Genomic DNA, 20,881 nt, shown 5'->3' on the forward strand with positions numbered 1-20,881 from the left:
AACGTCTTCATTTCCCCGACTTTTTTATTCAAAAAGGGGAAATCAGATGTCAGCAGCCAATCCAAAAGTCATTGATATTAAAGACCGTAGTGGCATTACTACTCAGCCATTACCGGGTTCTGAAAAAATCTACATTACCGGCAGTCGTGATGATCTCCGGGTGCCATTTCGTCAAATCTCCCTGACCGATACACCGAATCGTGATCCCAGTCTGCCGGGTGAGCCAAATGCGCCGGTGATGGTTTACGACACCTCTGGTATTTACACCGATCCCACTGAAACAATCGATCTGGAAAAAGGCTTAACGCCGATTCGTCAGCAATGGATTGAGGAACGTGACGATACCGAAGTATTACCGGCGTTCAGTTCCAACTTTACCCGCGATCAGGATGGGCAGGAATTTGATATTCCGCTGTTCACCAATCGTCGTCTGCCACGCAAAGCCAAACTGGGCAAAAACGTGAGCCAGATGCACTATGCACGTCAAGGCATCATCACCCCGGAAATGGAATATATCGCCATTCGCGAAAGCATGGGCCGTGCTGCACTGCAAGCCAAAGGCGAATTGCCAGCCGATAAACCCAATCACATCACCCCGGAATTTGTTCGTAAAGAAGTCGCCGAAGGTCGTGCGATTATTCCAGCCAATATCAATCACCCTGAAGCTGAGCCGATGATTATCGGTCGTAACTTTCTGGTGAAAATCAACGCCAATATCGGTAACTCTGCTACCACTTCCTCGATTGAAGAAGAAGTTGAAAAGATGGTGTGGAGTACCCGTTGGGGTGGTGATACCGTCATGGATTTGTCGACTGGTAAACATATTCACCAGACCCGCGAATGGATTATCCGTAATTCACCGGTGCCAATCGGTACTGTGCCGTTGTATCAGGCTTTGGAAAAAGTAAACGGCATTGCCGAAGATCTGACCTGGGAAGTGTTTCGCGATACGTTGATTGAACAGGCCGAGCAGGGCGTGAGTTACTTTACGATTCATGCTGGTATTCGTCTGGCGCATATTCCACTGACCGTGAACCGCACTACTGGCATTGTGTCACGTGGCGGCTCGATTATGGCGGCCTGGTGTCTGGCACATCATGAAGAAAGCTTTTTGTACACGCACTTTGAAGATATCTGCGAAATCATGAAAGCCTACGATGTGTCGTTCTCTCTGGGTGATGGTTTGCGTCCAGGTTCACAAGCTGATGCCAATGATGAAGCCCAGTTTGCCGAGCTGCGTACTTTGGGTGAATTAACCCATATTGCCTGGAAACATGATGTGCAGGTGATGATCGAAGGGCCGGGTCATGTGCCAATGCATAAGATCAAGGAAAACATGGATCTGCAATTGGAAGTCTGCCACGAAGCGCCTTTCTATACCTTGGGGCCTTTGGTTACTGATATTGCACCAGGTTATGACCACATTACCTCGGGTATTGGTGCGGCGATGATTGGCTGGTTTGGTACGGCGATGTTGTGTTACGTGACACCCAAAGAGCATTTGGGTTTGCCGAATAAAGATGATGTTAAAACCGGCATTATCACCTACAAAATTGCAGCGCATGCAGCCGATTTGGCCAAAGGTCATCCGGGTGCTCATGAACGTGATGATGCGATTTCCAAAGCGCGTTTTGAATTCCGTTGGGAAGATCAATTCAATCTCGGGTTAGACCCTGATACTGCCCGTGCTTTCCATGATGAAACTCTGCCAAAACCGAGTGCTAAAGTGGCGCATTTCTGTTCTATGTGTGGACCGAAATTCTGCTCAATGAAGATTTCACATGATGTGAAAGAGGCGTTTACTGTGAAGTCAGAAGAGTTCAAGGCGGCTGGCAGCAAAATCTATCATCAGGTTTGATTGGATCGGATTCAGAACGCTATGAAGCATTATCTGATTATCGGTAGCGGTCTGATTGGACGCCTGACAAGCTGGCGTCTGATTCAGACTGGTCATGCCGTGACGATTCTGTCATCAGACGATAAAGCCGGTACCGACAGTGCCGGTTTTATTGCGGCTTCGATGATCGCGCCATTTACCGAAGCGGTGACCGCAGATCGGTCGATTCGCGATCTAGGTATTCAAAGTCAAGCGCTGTGGGATAAATGGCTGGCTGAGTTTGAAAAGCCAATATTTAATCCGCAGAGCGGCACGTTGGTCGTCGCGCACGAAGGCGATAAGGCTGAACTGGCACGGTATCAACGGCGTGCAGCACATATTCTGGATCCGACTGATTATCAGCAAATTGACGCTCAGCAGTTACAAAACCTGTCACCTGAACTGGCCGAGAATTTTCGGTCGGCGTTGTATTTCCCGCAAGAGAGCTGTCTGGATAATCGCCAGTTTTATCAGCAGGTCGGTGAGTTTCTAACCGAACATGCTAACTGGCACACCATTGAACCGATTGAAACGTTAACTAACGACACATTGGAACAATTGTGTCAGCAAACGCTTGGACATTCGCTGGGTAAATTTACCTCGGTGATTGATTGTCGTGGTAATGGCAGCAAGTTGGATATGAAAGAGCTGCGTGGGGTGCGCGGTGAAGTGTTGCGTGTTTATGCCCCGGAAGTGAATCTGCAACAGTGCGTACGCTTAATGCATCCACGTTATCCGCTGTATTTGGCCCCCAGACCGGATCAGCAATATGTCATTGGGGCGACGGTAATTGAATCCGAAGATCGGTCACCAGTGAGTGTACGTAGTGCTATGGAATTGCTATCGGCGCTTTACAGCATTCATAAAGGGTTTGCCGAAGCCCGGGTGTTGGAAATGCGGGCGCATTGCCGTCCGGCATTACCTGATCATTTACCCACCATTCGCCAGCAGGAGTGGGGTTATCAAATCAATGGCCTGTACAGGCATGGTTATTTGCTGGGACCGGTAATGGTCGACCAATTACTAACAAAATTATCAGAACACACAGATTCGGGAGTGCGTTATGCAAGCTGAGTCGATTCAACCCATCTCAATTATTTTGAATGAACAGCCCATAGAAACCACAAGCTTTAATTTGCAGGCGTTTCTGGCTGAACATGGCTGGACTGAAGGCCGGTTTGTGGTGGTGATTAACGACAATATTATCGCCAAATCGGCACATCCAACCTATCAATTATCAGTAGGCGATCGCATTGATGTGCTGTCGCCGATCAGTGGAGGCTGACATGCAGGCATCTGACTGGACCGTTTACGGTCAAACCCTTAGTAGTCGTTTATTTATCGGCACGGCGCTTTATCCTTCACCACAAGTGATGTGTGATGCCATTAAAGCGTCAGGCGCTCAGGTGATTACCGTATCTCTGCGTCGGCAAAGTGCCGGGCAGGCCAATAGTGGTCAGCAATTCTGGAACATGATTGAAGCGCTGGGCTGTCATTTATTACCCAATACCGCGGGTTGTTATAGTGCAGCCGAGGCAATTAAAACAGCCCATATGGCGCGTGAGTTATTTGAAACTGACTGGATCAAGCTCGAAGTATTGGGTGACAGTTTTAATCTACAACCGGATCCGTTTGCTCTATTGGAAGCGACCAAAACCCTGATTGCCGATGGTTTTAAAGTGTTTCCCTACTGCACTGATGATTTGGTGCTTTGCCAGAAACTGGCGGAAGCCGGATGTGAAGTGTTAATGCCCTGGGGTGCACCAATCGGTACTGGACAGGGATTACTCAATCCTTATGCATTGAGAACATTACGTGAACGCTTGCCGGAAATAACGTTACTGGTTGATGCTGGCATCGGCAAACCTTCTGATGCGGTGCAGGCCATGGAACTCGGTTATGACGGCATTCTGTTGAATACCGCAGTGGCCGAAGCACTTGAACCGGCGCTTATGGCTGAAGCGTTTAAACAATCCATCAATGCAGGACGTCTGGCATTTGAAGCGGGCATTATGCCAAAACGTGATTCCGCCAAGCCCAGTACACCGACGTTAGACCAACCAATCTGGCAGCAACATGGCTGATCATTCACAAAAAGCTATTTTATTAATAGGTGGCATGGATCCTCAGGGTTGTGCTGGTCTGACAGCAGATATTCAAACCGTGAGCCATCATGGCTTTCATCCTGTTCCGTTAATTACCTGTGTAACTGAACAGACACAAAGCGGTATGCGTGCATTAAATCCACTAACGGCTGAGAAATTTCTCAAACAATACGAAAGCTGTATTGCGGATTTTGACATTGCTGCTATCAAAATTGGTTTGATACCTGATTTGGAGATAGCCGAGGCGATTGAACGTATAGTTAAACGTCATGATGTGCCAATAGTGATGGATCCGGTGATGGCGGCTACGAGTGGGGGAAAGCAGGCTACGCCGGAAGTATTGGAGTTTGTGCGTAAATCAGTATTACCAAAAATTACCCTGCTGACACCTAATTTACCTGAGATAGCGTATCTCTCTGAGAATGTCACCGGCTCGGTGGAGAAGCAGGTCCGCCATTTAATTGAAGAAGGATTGTCAGCGTGTCTGGTGAAAGGCGGGCATGGTGATAAAAGTTTTGTCTCGGATTACTTTGCCAGTGCGTTTGGGCATTTTTATTGTTATCAACCCCGGTTGAATAAAAATGTTCGTGGCACAGGCTGTGTGTTGGCTTCCAGTCTGGCGTGTTATCTGGCACAAGGCCAAGATATCCGTGATGCGGTGATTTTATCGCGTAGTTATATCAACCGCGGGATTCGGGAATCGCAGACATTAGGGCCGTATCAGCTGTTTTCTCATCAGCAGCAACCGTTTGCACTTCGAGATATTCCACGACTGAGTTATACCCCGGATCTGATTGGAAAAAGTTTTAGTTTTCCCGAGTGTCCGGAACGATTGGGAATCTACCCGGTGGTGGATAGTGCGGATTGGGTCAATCGTTTATTAACCATTGGCATCAAAACCATTCAATTGCGGTTGAAACAAACGGATAACGCTTTTCTGAATGCTGAGATTGCCAGTGCGGTGGATATCTCTCATCAACATAGTGATATTCAGTTTTTTGTGAATGATCACTGGCGTATGGCGATTGATAACGGCGCTTACGGTGTGCATCTGGGACAGGAAGATTTGCATGATGCTGATTTACTGGAAATCGAAAATGCCGGATTGCGGCTGGGGATTTCGACCCATTCATATTGGGAACTAGCCAGAGCCTTAGCGGTAAACCCCAGTTATATTGCCTTGGGACCGATATTTGAAACTGACAGCAAACAAATGCCGTGGCAACCCCAAGGATTTGATCGGTTAGCAGAATGGATACGCTTATTAGATGGGCATACGCCGCTGGTTGCCATTGGTGGGATTGATCTGCCGCGTGCAATAGCGTTGCATAAAACCGGGGTGGGGTCAGTGGCAATGATTTCGGCGATTACCAAAGCAACTGATTATCAAAAAGTCACCCATGATTTACTGACGTTATGGCGTCATTCAGCGAATTAAACGTAATTCCGTGCGGCGGTTTTGAGCGCGACCCTCAGGTGTTTTATTACTCGCAACAGGCTTGTTATCACGATAGGAATGCGTTTCGATAATGCCTTCGTCGATTTCAGCCTGTTCAATCAGAAAGGTTTTCACCACTTGCGCGCGTTTATCTGACAGCTCGGTATTCAATTCTCGGCGGCCAAAACTGTCAGTGTGAGATTCAATAATGATTCTTGAGATACTGTCGTCCACTTTCAGATACTCCGCCAATCGTTTCATCCGTTGAGAAGCACTGTTGTCGAGAATAGCTTTTTCGGATTCAAAATACACACTGAATTGCTGTAAATCGTTAAAACTATCCGGGTGCATTTTGTCTGAACATTCCTGAAACTCGCGCATGGCGGGCAGAAATTGCACATTGGATAAAATCACGCTGACCGGTTGAATGCTGGTTTGCGAGGCATACTGCAGTTGAACGAACTGACCTTGTTGCAAAGCCGCCAGGGCTTTTTGCGCCGCATTACCTTCCACCCTAAATTCACGCTGTCCATAGGTGACGGGCAGAGTCATTAACTTTTGTCTGACCTGATCGAACTGCCAGGGCGTGTTGATGATCATCAATTCAGCAGTGTTTTGCGAAGCGGGATGATCTGCCGTGGAAATAGTAAGCTGCAGCGGCTCACCATTTTCGCGATGAAAAAGGATATCTCCAAAATCCGTAACGTCATGGCTTAAGCTGCAGGAAAGCGGTGAGTCTTCAGTCTGCCATTTGGCTTCGTGCACAGCTGATTGATAAACCGTGTCAGCAACAACGGGAGAGGCAAATAATAAAAATAGTAAAAACTTCATTAGTATTGGATTACGCTGTGTACGTTAACGTCAGTTAGTAAGGAACGGCCATTCAGCCCGGTGATTTCCATCAGGAATGCACAGCCAACCACATTACCACCCAATAACCGGATTAATTCACAACTGGCCTTAGCCGTGCCGCCGGTGGCGAGCACATCATCAACAATTAAAATATTGTCGTTTTCTGCCAAGGCATCGGCATGAATTTCCAGGCTGGTTTCACCATATTCCAATTGGTATTCGACCTTATGGGTAGTGTGAGGCAGTTTGCCGGGTTTGCGCAGTGGAATGAATCCGACCTCTAGCATTGAGGCGGCGAGTGAACCAAAAATAAAACCCCGGGCTTCCATACCAGCGACGGCAGTTATATTAGATTTTCGATAGGGTGCAATCAGCAATTCAACGGCCTGACGCAGTAAGACAGGGGATTGCATTAACGGGGTGATGTCTTTGAATAAAATGCCGGGTTCGGGAAAATCTGCGATATCGCGGATCTTGGTTTTTATCTCGTCCATCTGACGCCTAAATTATTTGAGAAGGGATGGTCACCACCAGTATTATAACGACACTAATTACAACAACTGTAATGCAATTTCCCAGAAATCTTTAGGAGTACAACATTTCGTGATTCACAGATGGCAGAGAGTGCTGGTTTTCGTTCTGTTCAGTTTATTGACCGGTTGTTTTGGCTTTGGTGGTGGAGATAAAGAAGCTGACGATATGCAACCGCGTTTTTATATTGTCGATGTTGATCGAGGTAATGTTGCTGCGGAGTTTGCCCAGAACCGGGTTTTACGCATTAAACCTGTTCGTATAGCACCCCATTATCGCACCGAGAATATTGTGTTTCGTATTGGCGACAATGAATATCAACCGCAGGCAGGACATGTGTTGCTTACTGATCCGCAGGTGATGTTTACCTCACAATTACAACGCTGGTTATCCAAGAGTGGTTTATTCAGTGCTGTCATTACCGATGATTCTCAACCAGCAGATTTAGTGTTGGAAGCGGCAGTCACCAAACTTTATGGTGAAGAGCGCGCCGAGTATCCGCCGCAGGCTGTTTTAGAAATGCAGTTTTTTATGAGTCCGGGCGATGCTGATCGTAGCAAGATGCTGTTTCAAACCGGTTTTCGTGTTGATGCATCGATTGATGAAACAAACCCGCAAACCGTTGTAACTGGCTGGCAAAATGCGCTGGAAGAAATTCTCGCGACGTTGGAGCAGGATTTGAGCGATTATTTTGATAAAGCTGGTACACCCTAGCAGTATCTTATAAACGTGCAGGAAATCGCTCAGAGTGGTAGGATTACTCCTTTGTTATGGTTAGCATCTGTTCGGGTTTTGGCAGCAGAAATTTTTGTCTGAAACTTCAACAAGCTAGGCTTGCTTTTGTTCATTTTGGAAGAATATTAAATGTCTGAGATTGCTCTGGAACTGGACTCGATCAGTATCGAAGATGAAATGAAACAGTCCTACCTCGATTACGCAATGAGCGTTATCGTAGGACGCGCCTTACCGGATGTCCGGGACGGTCTGAAACCTGTTCACCGTCGTGTTTTATATGCAATGCGTGAATTAGGAAACAGTTGGAACAGCCCATACAAAAAATCTGCACGTATTGTCGGTGACGTTATCGGTAAATATCACCCTCATGGTGATACTGCTGTTTATGACACGATGGTACGTATGGCCCAGCCGTTCTCAATGCGCTATATGCTGGTTGATGGTCAAGGTAACTTTGGCTCAGTCGATGGTGATCCACCTGCCGCGATGCGTTATACCGAAGTGCGTATGGCGAAAATCGCCCACGAAATGCTGGCCGATCTGGACAAGGAAACTGTTGATTTCATCCCTAACTATGATGAATCCGAATCTGAGCCAGCTGTTTTACCCACTAAATTTCCAGCGTTATTGGTCAATGGTTCCTCCGGTATTGCCGTGGGCATGGCGACCAATATTCCGCCACATAACCTGACTGAAATTCTTAATGCCTGTATTGCGATTATTGATGATCCGAGTGTTACTACTCGTGATTTGATGGAATTCGTTCCCGGCCCGGACTTTCCGACTGCCGGTATTATCAATGGTGCCAACGGTATTGCTGAAGCCTATGAAACCGGCCGTGGTCGTGTTTACATGCGTGCTCGCGCCGAAATCGAAACCAATGAAGCCACTGGTCAGCAAAGTATCATCGTCCACGAGCTGCCCTATCAGGTTAACAAAGCACGTTTGCTGGAAAAAATCGCCGAGCTGGTCAAAGAGAAAAAAATCGAAGGTATTTCTGCCCTGCGTGATGAGTCTGATAAAGACGGCATGCGTATGGTGGTGGTCATCAAACGTGGTGATGTGCCGGAAGTTATTCTGAACAATCTTTATCAGCAAACACAGTTACAAACGGTGTTTGGTATCAATATGGTGGCCATCGTAGATGGTCAGCCACGCACATTGGGTCTGAAACCGATCCTTGAAGCCTTTATTCGTCATCGTCGCGAAGTTGTGACTCGTCGTTCAATTTATGAACTGCGTAAAGCCCGTGATCGTGCCCATATTTTGGAAGGTCTGGCCACTGCACTGGCCAATATCGATGAAGTTATTGAGCTGATTAAAGCATCACCTAGCCCGTCTGAAGCCAGAGAAGCCTTGTTATCTCAAGGTTGGCGCAGCGAAATGATTCTGGAAATGCTTGGCGCTGCGGGTGCACAGGCTTCACGTCCAGAAGATTTGGCCGCTGAATTTGGTCTGGTGGAAGGACAATATTATTTATCGCCAGTTCAGGCCCAGGCTATCCTGGATATGCGTCTGCATAGACTGACCGGTCTGGAACAAGACAAAATCCTGCAGGAATACCGTGAAGTTCTCGATCAAATTCGTGACTTGCTGGCTATTTTGAGTGACCCAGACAATCTGATGGCTGTTATCCGTCAGGAATTAGTAGCAATTAATGATGAGTATGGTGATAACCGCCGTACCGAAATTCTGGATACACATCTGGATCTGACATTGGAAGATCTGATCACTGAAGAAGAGATGGTGGTCACTTTATCGCATGCTGGTTATGCCAAAACACAGCAGTTGGATACCTATCAGGCGCAACGCCGTGGCGGTAAAGGTAAAGCAGCCACTTCAATGAAAGATGAAGATTTCATTGAACATCTGTTTATTGCCAATACGCATGACACTTTATTGTGTTTCTCCAGTACCGGTAAGGTTTACTGGAAAAAAGTTTATGAATTACCACAAGGTGGCCGTACGGCCCGTGGTAAACCCATTGTGAACTTGCTGCCTCTGGAAGAAAACGAACGTATCAATGCGGTATTGCCTATTCGTGAGTTTGAAGCCGATAAATTTATCTTTATGGCAACTGCTAGTGGCACGGTCAAGAAAACGCCATTAGTTGATTACTCCCGTCCACGCGCCAACGGTATTATTGCGGTCGATCTGAAAGATGATGACAAACTGGTTGGGGTGGCATTAACGGATGGTGAGTCTGATGTCATGCTGTTTAGCAGCAACGGCAAAGTTATCCGTTTCCCTGAAACCGATGTTCGCTCAATGGGCCGTGTTTCCCGTGGTGTTCGTGGTATGCGTCTGGCCGATGGTGAACAGATCATTTCGTTGATTATTGCTCAGCAGGAAGGTGCCATTCTGACAGCAACCGAGTTCGGTTACGGTAAACGCACCAACCTGGAAGAGTATCGTGTCCAGGGTCGTGGTGGTCAGGGCATTATTTCAATCCAGACTTCTGCACGTAACGGTCAGGTCGTCGGTGCAGTACAAGTCTGTGACGAAGATCAGATCATGTTGATTACCAATGGCGGTACGCTGGTTCGTACACCTGTTAAACATGTTTCTCTGGTAGGACGTAATACTCAGGGTGTACGTCTGATTAATCTCAGTAATGAAGAAAAACTGGTGGGTCTGGAACGCGTTATTGAAGATGAAGATCAAGATATCGACGATCTGCCACACACTGATGATTTAACGGAAGAATAAGCACTTTGAGAGCCTATAACTTTAGTGCCGGCCCAGCGATGTTGCCGGACGATGTAATGCTGACTGCTCAGCAGGAAATGCTGGACTGGCATGGTACCGGTATGTCGGTGATGGAAATGAGTCACCGAGGTCCTGAATATACCTCGATCGCTGAACAGGCTGAAGCCGACTTACGTGAATTGATGGGGATTTCGGATGATTATGCCGTGCTGTTTTTACAGGGCGGTGCGTCCAGCCAGTTTTCGATGATTCCGATGAATCTGCTTAATGGCAAATCACATGCGGATTACTTTAATACCGGCGCCTGGTCGGAAAAAGCCATTACCGAAGCCGGTCGTTACACTAGAGTAAATGTGGTTGCTGATGCCAAACCATCGCATTACCGGACCATACCCGATGAGTCTGAATGGCAGTTATCGGATAATGCGGCTTATGTGCATTACACGCCAAATGAAACGATTCATGGAATCGAGTTTGCAGATATTCCTGAAGTAGGGGATACCCCATTAATTGCGGATATGTCATCAACCATTCTGTCGCGTCCGGTTGATGTGAATCGTTTTGGGCTGATTTACGCTGGTGCTCAAAAAAATATTGGTCCTGCAGGATTGTGTATTGTTATTGTACGTAAAGATTTGATTGGTAAAACCTTGCCGGGAACACCTGTGATGTTTGACTACAAAGTTCATGCGGACAATGGCTCAATGTATAACACACCGGCAACTTACAGCTGGTACCTTGCTGGTTTAGTTTTTCAGTGGCTGAAAAAGAAAGGTGGTTTAGAGGGCATGGCTGAAATCAATCAGCGAAAAGCCACTAAACTCTATGCCGCGATTGATGGCAGTGATTTTTATGCCAATCCGGTTGATATTCGCTATCGCTCATGGATGAATATTCCGTTTACACTGGCAAACAGCGATCTGGATAAACAGTTTCTGGCGGATGCAGCCAAAGAAGGCTTGCTCACACTTAAGGGGCATCGTGATTTGGGCGGAATGCGTGCCAGCATCTATAACGCTATGCCTGAAGCCGGGGTTGATAAACTGATATGGTTTATGTCTGAATTTGAGCGCAGGTTTGGTTAAACATGTCCGAGAAAAAAGCTCTTCAAGCCGTTCGTGAGCAGATTGATAAAGTCGATAAGCAACTTCAGGACTTATTAAACGAACGCACGGCACTAGCGCATCAGGTTGCAGAAATAAAACAGCAATCCGGCGAACAAGCAGATTTTTATCGCCCTGAACGTGAAGCGATGATTTTACGTCAGGTAATGGAACGTAATGTAGGCCCACTATCTGATAAAGAGATGGCCAGATTATTCCGCGAAATCATGTCAGCTTGTCTGGCCGCAGAAAAACCATTACGTATTGCCTATCTTGGACCGGAAGGCTCGTTTACTCAGGCCGCTGCTTTAAAACATTTTGGCGGATCTGCAGAACTTCATCCGGTGAGTACGATTGCCAACGTTTTCAGTGCTGTTGAAACAGAATATGCCTGTTACGGAGTGGTGCCAGTTGAAAATTCTACTGAAGGTATGGTCAATCATACTTTGGACAGATTCGTCAGTTCACCCTTAAAAATCAATGGTGAAGTGACACTTCCGATACATCACTACCTGTTGAGTAATGCTGCACAGCTTGCTGATATTAAAAAGGTTTATGCCCACCCACAGGCGCTGGCTCAATGTCGTCAGTGGTTAGGTGATCAATTGGCCCAGGCTGAACTGATTCCTCTGGACAGCAACTCCGAAGCAGCAAAACGTGTTGCTGAAATGAATCATGATAGTGCAGCAATTGCGGCCAGCACGGCAGCCGAAATTTATGGATTAAAAGTCCTGGCCAGCAATATTGAAGATGAAGCGGGCAACACAACGCGGTTTCTGGTCATTGGTCGTCAGCATGTGGGACCATCAGGTGTGGATAAAACCGCATTGTTGGTCTCCACTAAAAATAAACCGGGTGCATTACAAAACTTACTGAAACCTTTAGCTGACAAAGGCATTAGTATGAGTCGAATTGAATCCCGACCTTCACGTAAGGGTATTTGGGAATACGTCTTTTTTATTGATATTGACGGTCATTGTGAGGATCCTACGGTTGCCAGTGCATTACAGGAACTGGAGTCGGAATCTTCTGTTTTCCGCGTTTTAGGTTCTTATCCAAAGGCAGTGTTGTAAATGACCAAACTGGTATTAGCCAATCCACGAGGTTTCTGTGCCGGAGTCGATCGGGCCATTGAAATTGTAGAGCGTGCTCTGGAGTTATTCGGTGCACCGATCTATGTTCGCCATGAAGTTGTGCATAATCGTACCGTGGTCGAAGACTTACGCAACAAAGGTGCAATTTTCATTGAAGAATTAGCCGATGTACCAGATAACAGTACATTGATTTTCAGTGCACATGGTGTTTCCAAAGCCGTGCAGGAAGAGGGCAAACAACGTGGCCTGAAAGTGTTTGATGCAACTTGCCCGTTAGTCACCAAAGTACACCTTGAAGTCGCCAAACATGAAAAAGTTGCCCGTGAATGTATTCTGATTGGGCATGCCGGTCATCCCGAAGTCGAAGGTACAATGGGTCAATATACTGCTGATCCAACAGCGATGTATCTGGTTGAATCACCAGAAGATGTCGCTAAATTAACAGTCAAAGATCCCAATAACCTGTCGTTTGTCACTCAAACCACTTTATCGGTTGATGATACCAGGCTGGTGATTGATGCTTTGCGTGAACGCTTTCCAAACATCACTGGTCCCGGTAAAGATGATATTTGCTATGCGACACAGAATCGTCAGGATGCAGTAAAACGTCTGGCCGAAAATTGCGATCTGGTGCTGGTAGTAGGGTCTATAAATAGTTCAAACTCTAACAGACTCAAAGAGTTGGCGACGAAACTTGGCACAGAATCTTATCTGATTGATGATGCCAATGAAATTGATGAAAACTGGTTAAAAGATAAAAAACAGATCGGTTTAACTGCTGGAGCTTCAGCCCCGGAATCGTTGGTTCAGGCTGTGGTGGATAAGCTGAAAATGTTGGGTGTTGACGCGATTATTGAAGATAAAGGTCAAATCGAAAATATTGCTTTTTCTTTACCGAAAGCACTTAAAGTAGATATTTCCAGCCTCAGAAAATCAACTTAAGGACAGCCATGCCCTTTCTGCCGGTATTCCTGTGGACCGACATTCTGATTTTTCTTCTGCTCGCTGTTATTACGGCCGGCGTATTCTATCTTCGTAGCAAACCACATTTACGTTCCCCCTGGGTAACGGTAATGCAACGTAAGCGTGGTGTTATCTCGATAATTATCCTGCTCAGTTACGTCACCATTGGCTTTCTGGACTCATTACATTTTCGAGTCGCACTGGATTCGGAAACAACCGAAAAGCAACATTATTCAACTGAAGTGCTCAGTGTGCTTGACTGGTTGGTCACGCCGATTCGTACCCAGGTTGAAAAAACCTATTCCGCCCCGTTTGCTACGCATTTATTTGTCAAAGAAATGCAGATTATTCAGGGAGGGCAGCTGGAATACAGCTATCCAGAACTGAAATACTCCGCAAAGCATCTGCAATCTGAATCTGAAAAGTGGACAAATATCGCTTCAAGCGTAGCCAAGAGTACAGCCGCAGCGATTTTGTTAATGCTGCTGATCATGGCTATTTACATTTTCTATCGGAAAACACGTTACCAACAAGATATATTTGCCGAGCTGAAGCGAGTAATACGCGGCGATTCGGATTATCCGATACGTACCTTTTATCTGATGCTTTTTATGCTTATCTGGCTGAGTATCACCTTAATTGTTTTAAGCCAGAATTATCATGTATTTGGAACAGATAAAGTTGGTCAGAGTGTGCTTTATCAGGCTTTGAAAAGTATCCGAACGGGGCTGGCAATTGGCACTTTGACCACCTTGATAATGTTGCCGCTGGCGATTTTTTTAGGCATCAGTGCCGGCTATTTCAAAGGCTGGATTGATGATCTCATCCAGTACATTTACACCACATTGAATTCCATACCGGGAGTGTTATTGATTGCTGCAGCCGTTTTGATGTTACAGGTTTATATCAATAACCATCCTGACAGTTTTGCCACCGTGGCCGAGCGGGCCGATCTGCGGTTACTGTTTCTCTGTCTGATTCTTGGCGTCACCAGCTGGACAGGTTTATGTCGAATTCTGCGTGGTGAAACATTAAAACTGCGTGAAGCAGAATATGTACTGGCAGCCAGATCATTGGGTGTAAGTGGTTTCAATATCCTGCATCGACATATTCTGCCCAATCTTATGCATATTGTGTTGATTACTGTGGTACTGGATTTCAGTGGTCTGGTACTGGCTGAAGCGGTGTTGTCATATGTTGGTGTAGGTGTTGATCCTTCCATGATTAGCTGGGGCAATATGATTAACAGTGCCCGACTGGAAATGGCAAGAGAACCAGTGGTCTGGTGGTCGTTAACTGCCGCCTTTATCTCGATGTTTATACTGGTGCTGGCAGCTAATCTATTTGCTGACGTGGTACGCGATGCCTTTGACCCACGAATGCAGAAAGCACGATGACCTCGCCAGTCTTATTAGAAGTTACTGGCCTTAGAACCTGGTTTGATAGCAAAGATCAGCCTTATAAAGCCGTTGATGGTATTGATTTTCGTATTCATCAGGGTGAAACCTTCGCCTTATTAGGTGAGTCAGGCTGTGGCAAATCCATCAGTGCATTATCTTTAATGCGGTTAAATCCCTACCCGGCCAGCCGAATTGTGGCCGGTGAAGTCAAGTTAGATGGAGAGGATCTGCTTAAACTTTCTGAAGCGAACATGGAATCCATTCGCGGCAGACGTGTTGCGATGATTTTTCAGGAGCCGCAAAGCTCGTTGAATCCGGTATTAACAATTGGTCAACAAATCGGTGAAACGCTGCGTTGGCATTTCAAACTCTCTTCACAAGAAGTACAGCAGAGAAGCCTTAAATTACTGGATTCGGTAGGAATTCCAGATCCATTACGCCGTTTGAAAGATTATCCGCATCAATTATCCGGTGGGATGAAACAACGGGTGATGATTGCGATGGCGCTGGCTGGCGAACCCGAATTACTGATTGCTGACGAGCCAACAACGGCATTGGATGTGACAATTCAGGCACAGATCCTGGATTTACTCAAACAAATTCAGCGTGATACGGGTATGGCGATTTTGCTCATCACTCATGATCTTGGCGTGGCTGCCCAAATGGCCGATCAGATTGCTGTTATGTATGCCGGACAAATCGTTGAACAGGCTGACAGGCAGACGTTTTTTGACAGTCCTCAGCATCCTTATTCACAGAAATTATTTGAAGCATTACCCAGCGAACAGAAACGTGAACAGCGCCTGACGGTGATTAAAGGCAATGTTCCGCCGTTGAATCAGCATTTTGTCGGCTGTCGTTTTGCTGAGCGATGTGATCATGCCTGGGATCATTGTCAGCAACATGAACCACGGTGGATTGAGAGCAATCAAGCCGGGGTTCGATGTCACTTATACGATTCTGCTGTAGTGTCATCGAAAGTGGAGACTAAAAAACCATTACATGCATCCCATCTGTCGGATGTGGTTCCTTCACAGGTACATGCACTTGATGTCAGAGGATTGAAAGTTCATTTCCCCATTCGCAAAGGCATCCTGCAACGTCAGGTAGGCCAGATTAAAGCTGTGGATGGGGTTAATCTCAGCATACATAACGCTGAGACACTAGCGTTAGTCGGAGAGTCTGGTTGTGGCAAAACTACGGTAGGAAAGGGCATTCTGCAATTGGTCAGGGTGACCGCGGGTGAAGTACGTTTTCAGGGAAAAGTCTTAAACAGACTCTCGCAACGTGAGTTAAAACCTTATCGTGGTGAACTGCAGATCATTTTTCAGGATCCATTTTCCTCAATGAATCCACGGATGACCGTTGAGCAGATTATTGAAGAGGCGATCAGTGCTACTGAGATTCGAAAAGATCCGAAAGCAAAGTCCAGTCACATTGATTCCTTGCTGGAACGTGTTGGTTTAAGGCCTGATATTCGCCATCGTTATCCACATGAATTTTCTGGTGGACAACGCCAAAGAATATGTATTGCCCGGGCTTTGGCGACAGAGCCTGAATTGATTATCTGTGATGAACCTACCAGCGCACTGGATGTATCTGTTCAGGCACAGATCCTGAATTTACTACGCGATATTCAGCATGAATTTGGCCTGTCATTTCTGTTTATTACCCATAATATCGGTGTAGTCGATTATCTTGCCCATCGCGTTGCCGTAATGTATCTGGGTAGAATAGTGGAGCAGGGCAGTCGTCAGCAAGTACTGGATTCGCCGAAACATCCTTATACGCAGGCTTTATTGGCAGCAGTTCCGGACATTGGCAAGCAGGCCATACAGGTTGCCGTAAAAGGTGAATTGCCTTCACCTGCCAACCCTCCTGCAGGATGTCACTTTCATCAGCGCTGCCCACATGTAATGCCCATTTGCCATGAGCAATATCCCCCAACTACCGTGCTGGAAAATGGGCATCAGGTAAATTGTTTTTTATATGAAGAGAATGAAGATGGACAAACAGACCCAAACTGAACTTGAAGCTGCCGCTTTTCGCAGATTAGTTGCACACTTACAGGAACGAAAAGATGTGCAGAATATTGATTTAATGAATCTGGCCGGGTTTTGCCGTAATTGCCTATCAAAATGGTATCTGGCAGCTGCAGAAGAGCAGGGTGTGGCCATGGACTATGATGCAGCCCGTGAGCATGTTTATGGCATGTCTTATGAAGAATGGAAACAGAAATATCAGAAATAAAGTTTAGAATAAGGCAAGTTGCCAGCCAACATATTACTGTTTGCTGGCATTTTCTCTAAGCACTTTCGCCAGTGCTTTGGTTTTGTCATCCACAATGATTTGGTTTGCTGGCATCAATTTGATGCTGGTGATAGTTATCTTGAGCTGGCGCACGTAATTACGGCAGTTATGACAAATAAATAAATGCAGCTTGAATGCCATACGTTGCCGAAATGACAGATCTTTATCCAGATAGTCACTGGCAAGTTGTTCAATTTGGCGGCATTTAAGCATGTTAATCATTATCCTGATACTGAGCGATTTTCTGTTGAATTGCAGAGCGTGCACGATGTAGCAACACTCTTGCATTAGACGCAGAGAGGTCGAGAATATTACAAATTTCCGACATTGATTCACCTTCCAGATCATACAAGCTCAATACTGCTTGCTGTTGTGGTGGCAGTTGTTCAAAAGTCTTGCTGATGATATCGCTGAGTTGGTCGTTGGCCAGAATGGCTTCAGGTGTTTCAAGTTCCCACTGCGAAACCGGTTCTTGCCAATGACCAGTATGATCAAAACGATCTGCGGTTTCTTTTTCCTGCCAGTTTTCATCCAGCGAAACCTGTCGTTTTTCTCTGCGAAGTCTGGTTTTGGCGGCATTGGCTGTGATTTGAATCAGCCAGGTATTCAGGCTGCTGCGACCGGCAAATTCACTCAATGACCGAATGGCTGACATCCAGGCATCCTGAGCAATCTCTTCTGCGAAGGCTTCCCCTATAATAGCTTTGGCAATGGTTACCATTCTTGGATGATAGAGTGCTACAGCTGTTTCAAAAGCGGTTGAGTCACCTTCAAGCATGGCATCAATTAATGCGGCATCATTTTCGTAGAAGTGCGAATCACGCTTGTCTGTCATGTTTGTTAATGAATCCTGACGCCAGCAGCCTAGTCTAATGCCTCAAATTTATAGGCCTTACGAAACAGCTGATATTAATAACGGATGCATCTTGTGCCTGCAAGTAAAAAAGTTTGTGGTCGATCATTCGAAGTGCATTTTATGTATGGTGATCGACTTAGTGAATTCGATAACGAAAGGCAGCAATCAAAAAATGTTTTTTGACTAAAAAGACAGGTGTTTTTCAGAAAATCGCATAAAAGTTTGTAACAAATGATTTGCTGGTCAGTCTATGTCAACAAGCCCGGTTATGAAAGTCGGGTTAATCATGTGACTCAATACATAAGGAATTTAAACATGGCTATGAACAAAAAAACTTCTATCGCATTGGCTGCCAGTGCAGCGATGACTGCAGGTCTGGCTTTTTCACCAATTGCTGCTGCAGATAGCAATCCATTCCAATCAACCGAATTAAGTCATGGATACATGCAATTGGCTAAACATCACGAAGAAGGGAAATGTGGCGAAGCCAAGTGTGGTGAAGACAGTAAAAAAGATGCTGAAGGCAAATGCGGTGAAGCCAAATGTGGCGAAGACAGCAAAAAAGATGCTGAAGGCAAATGTGGTGAAGCAAAATGCGGTAATAAATAATCCGGTATTTGTGACTCATATTAAAAACAGGGGCTGCAAGCCCCTGTTTTTCTTCTAGGGACAACCACTATGATCCAGTTATTAAAAAACTTACAGTGGTCATTGAATACCACGCGTAAAGTGGACTTTTTGGCGCCTTTATTATTGAGAGCTTACCTGATACCGGTTTTCTGGGTAGCTGCCAATAACAAATGGAATCCATTCAATCCCGAGAGTTCATTACAAAGCACCATAGACTGGTTTGCTAATCCGGACTGGGGATTGGGGTTACCGTTTCCTGAGCTGATGGCTTATATGGCCTGGGGAGCAGAGTATTTTGGCGCTATTTTATTATTGTTGGGACTGGCCGTGCGCTGGGTCAGCATTCCATTGATGATTACCATGCTGGTTGCTGCGTTCAGCGTGCACTGGAAAAACGGCTGGCAAGCAATTCATGATCCGATGAGTGCATTTGCTGCTGAAAACGCGGCGGAAGCAATAGATCGTTTGGACCGGGCCAAATCAATCCTTCAGGAATATGGAAATTATAGCTGGCTGACGGAACATGGCAGCTTTGTTGTACTCAATAATGGTATTGAGTTTGCCGCAACCTATTTTGTGATGTTGCTGGCATTGTTCTTTATCGGGGCTGGTCGATATATCAGTATTGATTACTGGTTAGCCAAACGTTATATGGCAAATGAGGTGCATCATGTGGATTCGTAAAAAACATTCGTGGGATATTCCTGAGTCAGAAGTCACGGACTATCAGGTCTATTTGAACCGTCGACAATTTATTAATGGTGCAGCGGGATTGGCTGCAGCAAGTGCAATGCCACTGAGTTTCGCTGCTAAAGCACCAACCGGAGAAGCTTTTACTGATTTGCAGCAAAGCGATTTTTCCACTGAGGAAAAAACAACGACATATGAATCTATTACCACCTATAACAATTTCTATGAATTTGGCACTGACAAGGAATCACCCTCGGCATTAGCTGCCGATTTTCCTGATCGCAGCGAGCCATGGATGATTACTGTGGATGGTGAGTGCGATAAACCAGGTAAATATGATTACAGTGAGCTAATCAAAACCCAGACATTGGAAGAGCGTATTTATCGTCTGCGTTGTGTTGAAGGCTGGTCGATGGTGATTCCCTGGGTAGGTTTTCCGTTAGCCGAAATCCTTAAACAGGCTCAACCCAACTCCAAAGCCAAATTTGTTGAGTTTACCACGTTGTATGATCCTGAGCAGATGCCGGGACAACGTCGTCGCGTGTTAAATTGGCCTTATCGTGAAGGATTGCGCATGGATGAAGCCATGCATCCTCTAACGTTGCTGGCTGTTGGTTTGTATGGCCGTGAAATGCCGGGGCAAAACGGGGCGCCGATCCGTCTGGTGGTACCGTGGAAATATGGTTTTAAAAGCATCAAATCCATCGTGCGGATCCGTTTTGTTGAAGAAATGCCATTAACCGCCTGGGTTCAGGCCAATGCCGGTGAGTATGGTTTTTATTCAAATGTAAACCCGGATGTGAACCATCCACGCTGGAGCCAGCGACGGGAAAGACGCATTGGTGAGTTTCTTAAACGAGAAACGCTGATGTTCAATGGCTATGGAGACGAAGTCGCAGAGCTGTATAGCGGCATGGATCTTAAACGATATTTCTGATGCAAAAACATATCACCAGTCTGAAACGGCTGGTTTTTATCATTTCGTTATTACCGCTTAGCTGGCTGATCTATGCATTGCTGACCGATCAGCTGGGTGCTAATCCTATAGAAGCGGTAACTCGGGACACCGGCGTATGGGCATTGCGCTTTATTATGGTGACTTTGTTGATATCACCGCTACGTAAACTGACGGGTATCAATCACTTTATCCGCTTTCGCCGAATGCTGGGACTTTTTGCTTTCTTTTATGCCAGCGTGCATATGCTGCTGTATCTCGGACTGGACCAGTTTTTTGATGTACAGGAGATATGGCTGGATATTGTTAAACGTCCTTTTATAACCATTGGTTTTATCAGCTTTGTCTTGCTGATTCCATTAACGGTTACCTCTACCGACAAGATGATGAAACGCCTTGGTGGTCGTCGCTGGAAAAAATTACATTATTTAATTTATCTTATTGTCGTGCTTTCTTGTGTGCATTTTTATATGCTGGTCAAGCAAGATAAAACTGAACCATTAATTTATTTTTTCATTGCTATCCTGTTGCTTGGCTTCAGGGTATTCAGCCAGCGCAGGCGTAGTCAATCAGCCGCTTCATAAAGCTTATTTAACCGGCTTTTACAGCAGTTTTTTGTTATAAATTTTTTCCA

21 protein-coding genes are annotated in these 20,881 nt (G+C 45.9%); 17 read left to right on the forward strand and 4 right to left on the reverse strand.

Annotated features, from left to right (window positions below):
* The first annotated feature begins 46 nt into the window (after window positions 1-46).
* From thiC to thiE, 5 genes are read left to right on the forward strand one after another with little or no spacing between them, the layout of a single operon-like run.
* Window positions 47-1,858 carry a phosphomethylpyrimidine synthase ThiC gene (gene thiC, locus B4F66_RS06550; RefSeq protein ID WP_292357335.1) on the forward strand — a complete coding sequence of 604 codons (1,812 nt, stop codon included), beginning with the start codon at window positions 47-49 and terminating at the stop codon, window positions 1,856-1,858.
* 21 nt (window positions 1,859-1,879) lie between these two features.
* Window positions 1,880-2,950, forward strand: coding sequence for an FAD-dependent oxidoreductase (locus tag B4F66_RS06555; protein ID WP_292357333.1), 1,071 nt, complete (start codon window positions 1,880-1,882; stop codon window positions 2,948-2,950).
* On the forward strand, window positions 2,940-3,161 hold the full coding sequence (thiS, locus tag B4F66_RS06560) for a sulfur carrier protein ThiS (RefSeq protein WP_292357331.1): 222 nt from the start codon (window positions 2,940-2,942) through the stop codon (window positions 3,159-3,161). Before B4F66_RS06555 ends, thiS begins: the two co-directional genes overlap by 11 nt.
* A 1-nt stretch (window position 3,162) precedes the next feature.
* A complete protein-coding gene (locus B4F66_RS06565) occupies window positions 3,163-3,960 on the forward strand; it encodes a thiazole synthase (protein WP_292357330.1) in 798 nt (265 codons plus the stop codon).
* Window positions 3,953-5,419, forward strand: a complete 1,467-nt coding sequence (gene thiE / locus B4F66_RS06570; protein WP_292357328.1) for a thiamine phosphate synthase — start codon at window positions 3,953-3,955, stop codon at window positions 5,417-5,419. The genes B4F66_RS06565 and thiE overlap by 8 nt, the downstream gene beginning before the upstream one ends.
* On the opposite strand, the gene B4F66_RS06575 is transcribed toward thiE, so the two are convergent.
* Together B4F66_RS06575 and B4F66_RS06580 are read right to left on the reverse strand one after the other, a co-directional pair.
* The gene (locus B4F66_RS06575) at window positions 5,408-6,250 is read right to left on the reverse strand and encodes a MotY family protein (RefSeq protein WP_292357326.1); all 843 of its coding nucleotides are present in this window, start codon (window positions 6,248-6,250) and stop codon (window positions 5,408-5,410) included. The genes thiE and B4F66_RS06575 overlap by 12 nt on opposite strands.
* Window positions 6,250-6,765, reverse strand: coding sequence for an adenine phosphoribosyltransferase (locus B4F66_RS06580; protein ID WP_292357324.1), 516 nt, complete (start codon window positions 6,763-6,765; stop codon window positions 6,250-6,252). The genes B4F66_RS06575 and B4F66_RS06580 overlap by 1 nt, the downstream gene beginning before the upstream one ends.
* A gap of 109 nt (window positions 6,766-6,874) precedes the next feature.
* Here B4F66_RS06580 and B4F66_RS06585 point away from each other — a divergent pair, with 109 nt between their 5' ends.
* The 8 genes from B4F66_RS06585 to B4F66_RS06620 all read left to right on the forward strand — a co-directional run bounded on the left by B4F66_RS06585 (window position 6,875) and on the right by B4F66_RS06620 (window position 17,056).
* A complete protein-coding gene (locus tag B4F66_RS06585) occupies window positions 6,875-7,516 on the forward strand; it encodes an ABC-type transport auxiliary lipoprotein family protein (RefSeq protein ID WP_292399116.1) in 642 nt (213 codons plus the stop codon).
* Window positions 7,517-7,666: 150 nt separating this feature from the next.
* Window positions 7,667-10,246: a DNA gyrase subunit A gene (gene gyrA / locus B4F66_RS06590; protein WP_292357320.1), complete on the forward strand. Its 2,580-nt coding sequence runs from the start codon at window positions 7,667-7,669 to the stop codon at window positions 10,244-10,246.
* A 5-nt stretch (window positions 10,247-10,251) separates the two neighbouring features.
* On the forward strand, window positions 10,252-11,331 hold the full coding sequence (gene serC, locus B4F66_RS06595) for a 3-phosphoserine/phosphohydroxythreonine transaminase (protein WP_292357318.1): 1,080 nt from the start codon (window positions 10,252-10,254) through the stop codon (window positions 11,329-11,331).
* Between the two features lie 2 nt (window positions 11,332-11,333).
* Window positions 11,334-12,422 (forward strand): prephenate dehydratase, encoded by a 1,089-nt coding sequence (gene pheA, locus B4F66_RS06600; protein ID WP_292357317.1) that lies wholly within the window; start codon window positions 11,334-11,336, stop codon window positions 12,420-12,422.
* A complete protein-coding gene (gene ispH / locus B4F66_RS06605) occupies window positions 12,423-13,385 on the forward strand; it encodes a 4-hydroxy-3-methylbut-2-enyl diphosphate reductase (RefSeq protein ID WP_292357315.1) in 963 nt (320 codons plus the stop codon). It abuts the gene before it with no gap.
* Window positions 13,386-13,393: 8 nt separating this feature from the next.
* Window positions 13,394-14,803 carry an ABC transporter permease gene (locus tag B4F66_RS06610; RefSeq protein WP_292357313.1) on the forward strand — a complete coding sequence of 470 codons (1,410 nt, stop codon included), beginning with the start codon at window positions 13,394-13,396 and terminating at the stop codon, window positions 14,801-14,803.
* Entirely contained in the window at window positions 14,800-16,833 is a 2,034-nt protein-coding gene (locus B4F66_RS06615; protein WP_292357311.1) for an ABC transporter ATP-binding protein, read from the forward strand. The genes B4F66_RS06610 and B4F66_RS06615 overlap by 4 nt, the downstream gene beginning before the upstream one ends.
* Window positions 16,811-17,056 carry a DUF1244 domain-containing protein gene (locus tag B4F66_RS06620; RefSeq protein WP_292357309.1) on the forward strand — a complete coding sequence of 82 codons (246 nt, stop codon included), beginning with the start codon at window positions 16,811-16,813 and terminating at the stop codon, window positions 17,054-17,056. The genes B4F66_RS06615 and B4F66_RS06620 overlap by 23 nt, the downstream gene beginning before the upstream one ends.
* A gap of 33 nt (window positions 17,057-17,089) precedes the next feature.
* Here the strand turns inward: B4F66_RS06620 and B4F66_RS06625 are convergent, their stop codons facing one another.
* Window positions 17,090-17,329, reverse strand: coding sequence for a zf-HC2 domain-containing protein (locus tag B4F66_RS06625; protein WP_292357307.1), 240 nt, complete (start codon window positions 17,327-17,329; stop codon window positions 17,090-17,092).
* A 1-nt stretch (window position 17,330) separates the two neighbouring features.
* The gene (locus B4F66_RS06630; protein ID WP_292357305.1) at window positions 17,331-17,951 is read right to left on the reverse strand and encodes an RNA polymerase sigma factor; all 621 of its coding nucleotides are present in this window, start codon (window positions 17,949-17,951) and stop codon (window positions 17,331-17,333) included.
* Window positions 17,952-18,287: 336 nt separating this feature from the next.
* Here B4F66_RS06630 and B4F66_RS06635 point away from each other — a divergent pair, with 336 nt between their 5' ends.
* The 4 genes from B4F66_RS06635 to msrQ all read left to right on the forward strand — a co-directional run bounded on the left by B4F66_RS06635 (window position 18,288) and on the right by msrQ (window position 20,831).
* The gene (locus B4F66_RS06635; RefSeq protein ID WP_292357303.1) at window positions 18,288-18,581 is read left to right on the forward strand and encodes an HvfA family oxazolone/thioamide-modified RiPP metallophore; all 294 of its coding nucleotides are present in this window, start codon (window positions 18,288-18,290) and stop codon (window positions 18,579-18,581) included.
* Window positions 18,582-18,650: 69 nt separating this feature from the next.
* The gene (locus B4F66_RS06640; RefSeq protein ID WP_292357301.1) at window positions 18,651-19,286 is read left to right on the forward strand and encodes an HvfX family Cu-binding RiPP maturation protein; all 636 of its coding nucleotides are present in this window, start codon (window positions 18,651-18,653) and stop codon (window positions 19,284-19,286) included.
* The gene (msrP, locus tag B4F66_RS06645) at window positions 19,273-20,229 is read left to right on the forward strand and encodes a protein-methionine-sulfoxide reductase catalytic subunit MsrP (RefSeq protein ID WP_292357299.1); all 957 of its coding nucleotides are present in this window, start codon (window positions 19,273-19,275) and stop codon (window positions 20,227-20,229) included. Before B4F66_RS06640 ends, msrP begins: the two co-directional genes overlap by 14 nt.
* Window positions 20,229-20,831, forward strand: coding sequence for a protein-methionine-sulfoxide reductase heme-binding subunit MsrQ (gene msrQ, locus B4F66_RS06650; protein ID WP_292357297.1), 603 nt, complete (start codon window positions 20,229-20,231; stop codon window positions 20,829-20,831). Before msrP ends, msrQ begins: the two co-directional genes overlap by 1 nt.
* Window positions 20,832-20,881: the final 50 nt, after the last annotated feature.

The organism is Methylophaga sp. UBA3603, from assembly GCF_002375335.1.
Lineage (GTDB): Bacteria > Pseudomonadota > Gammaproteobacteria > Nitrosococcales > Methylophagaceae > Methylophaga.

Coding starts and splice junctions, on each gene's coding strand:
- gyrA (WP_292357320.1), top strand. CDS start 7,667: ATGTCTGAGATTGCTCTGGAACTGGACTCGATCAGTATCGAAGATGAA.
- ispH (WP_292357315.1), top strand. CDS start 12,423: ATGACCAAACTGGTATTAGCCAATCCACGAGGTTTCTGTGCCGGAGTC.
- msrQ (WP_292357297.1), top strand. CDS start 20,229: ATGCAAAAACATATCACCAGTCTGAAACGGCTGGTTTTTATCATTTCG.
- B4F66_RS06555 (WP_292357333.1), top strand. CDS start 1,880: ATGAAGCATTATCTGATTATCGGTAGCGGTCTGATTGGACGCCTGACA.
- B4F66_RS06610 (WP_292357313.1), top strand. CDS start 13,394: ATGCCCTTTCTGCCGGTATTCCTGTGGACCGACATTCTGATTTTTCTT.
- B4F66_RS06640 (WP_292357301.1), top strand. CDS start 18,651: ATGATCCAGTTATTAAAAAACTTACAGTGGTCATTGAATACCACGCGT.
- pheA (WP_292357317.1), top strand. CDS start 11,334: ATGTCCGAGAAAAAAGCTCTTCAAGCCGTTCGTGAGCAGATTGATAAA.
- B4F66_RS06625 (WP_292357307.1), bottom strand. CDS start 17,329: ATGCTTAAATGCCGCCAAATTGAACAACTTGCCAGTGACTATCTGGAT.
- B4F66_RS06620 (WP_292357309.1), top strand. CDS start 16,811: ATGGACAAACAGACCCAAACTGAACTTGAAGCTGCCGCTTTTCGCAGA.
- B4F66_RS06615 (WP_292357311.1), top strand. CDS start 14,800: ATGACCTCGCCAGTCTTATTAGAAGTTACTGGCCTTAGAACCTGGTTT.
- B4F66_RS06635 (WP_292357303.1), top strand. CDS start 18,288: ATGGCTATGAACAAAAAAACTTCTATCGCATTGGCTGCCAGTGCAGCG.
- thiS (WP_292357331.1), top strand. CDS start 2,940: ATGCAAGCTGAGTCGATTCAACCCATCTCAATTATTTTGAATGAACAG.
- B4F66_RS06580 (WP_292357324.1), bottom strand. CDS start 6,765: ATGGACGAGATAAAAACCAAGATCCGCGATATCGCAGATTTTCCCGAA.
- B4F66_RS06630 (WP_292357305.1), bottom strand. CDS start 17,951: ATGACAGACAAGCGTGATTCGCACTTCTACGAAAATGATGCCGCATTA.
- thiC (WP_292357335.1), top strand. CDS start 47: ATGTCAGCAGCCAATCCAAAAGTCATTGATATTAAAGACCGTAGTGGC.
- msrP (WP_292357299.1), top strand. CDS start 19,273: ATGTGGATTCGTAAAAAACATTCGTGGGATATTCCTGAGTCAGAAGTC.
- B4F66_RS06575 (WP_292357326.1), bottom strand. CDS start 6,250: ATGAAGTTTTTACTATTTTTATTATTTGCCTCTCCCGTTGTTGCTGAC.
- B4F66_RS06565 (WP_292357330.1), top strand. CDS start 3,163: ATGCAGGCATCTGACTGGACCGTTTACGGTCAAACCCTTAGTAGTCGT.
- thiE (WP_292357328.1), top strand. CDS start 3,953: ATGGCTGATCATTCACAAAAAGCTATTTTATTAATAGGTGGCATGGAT.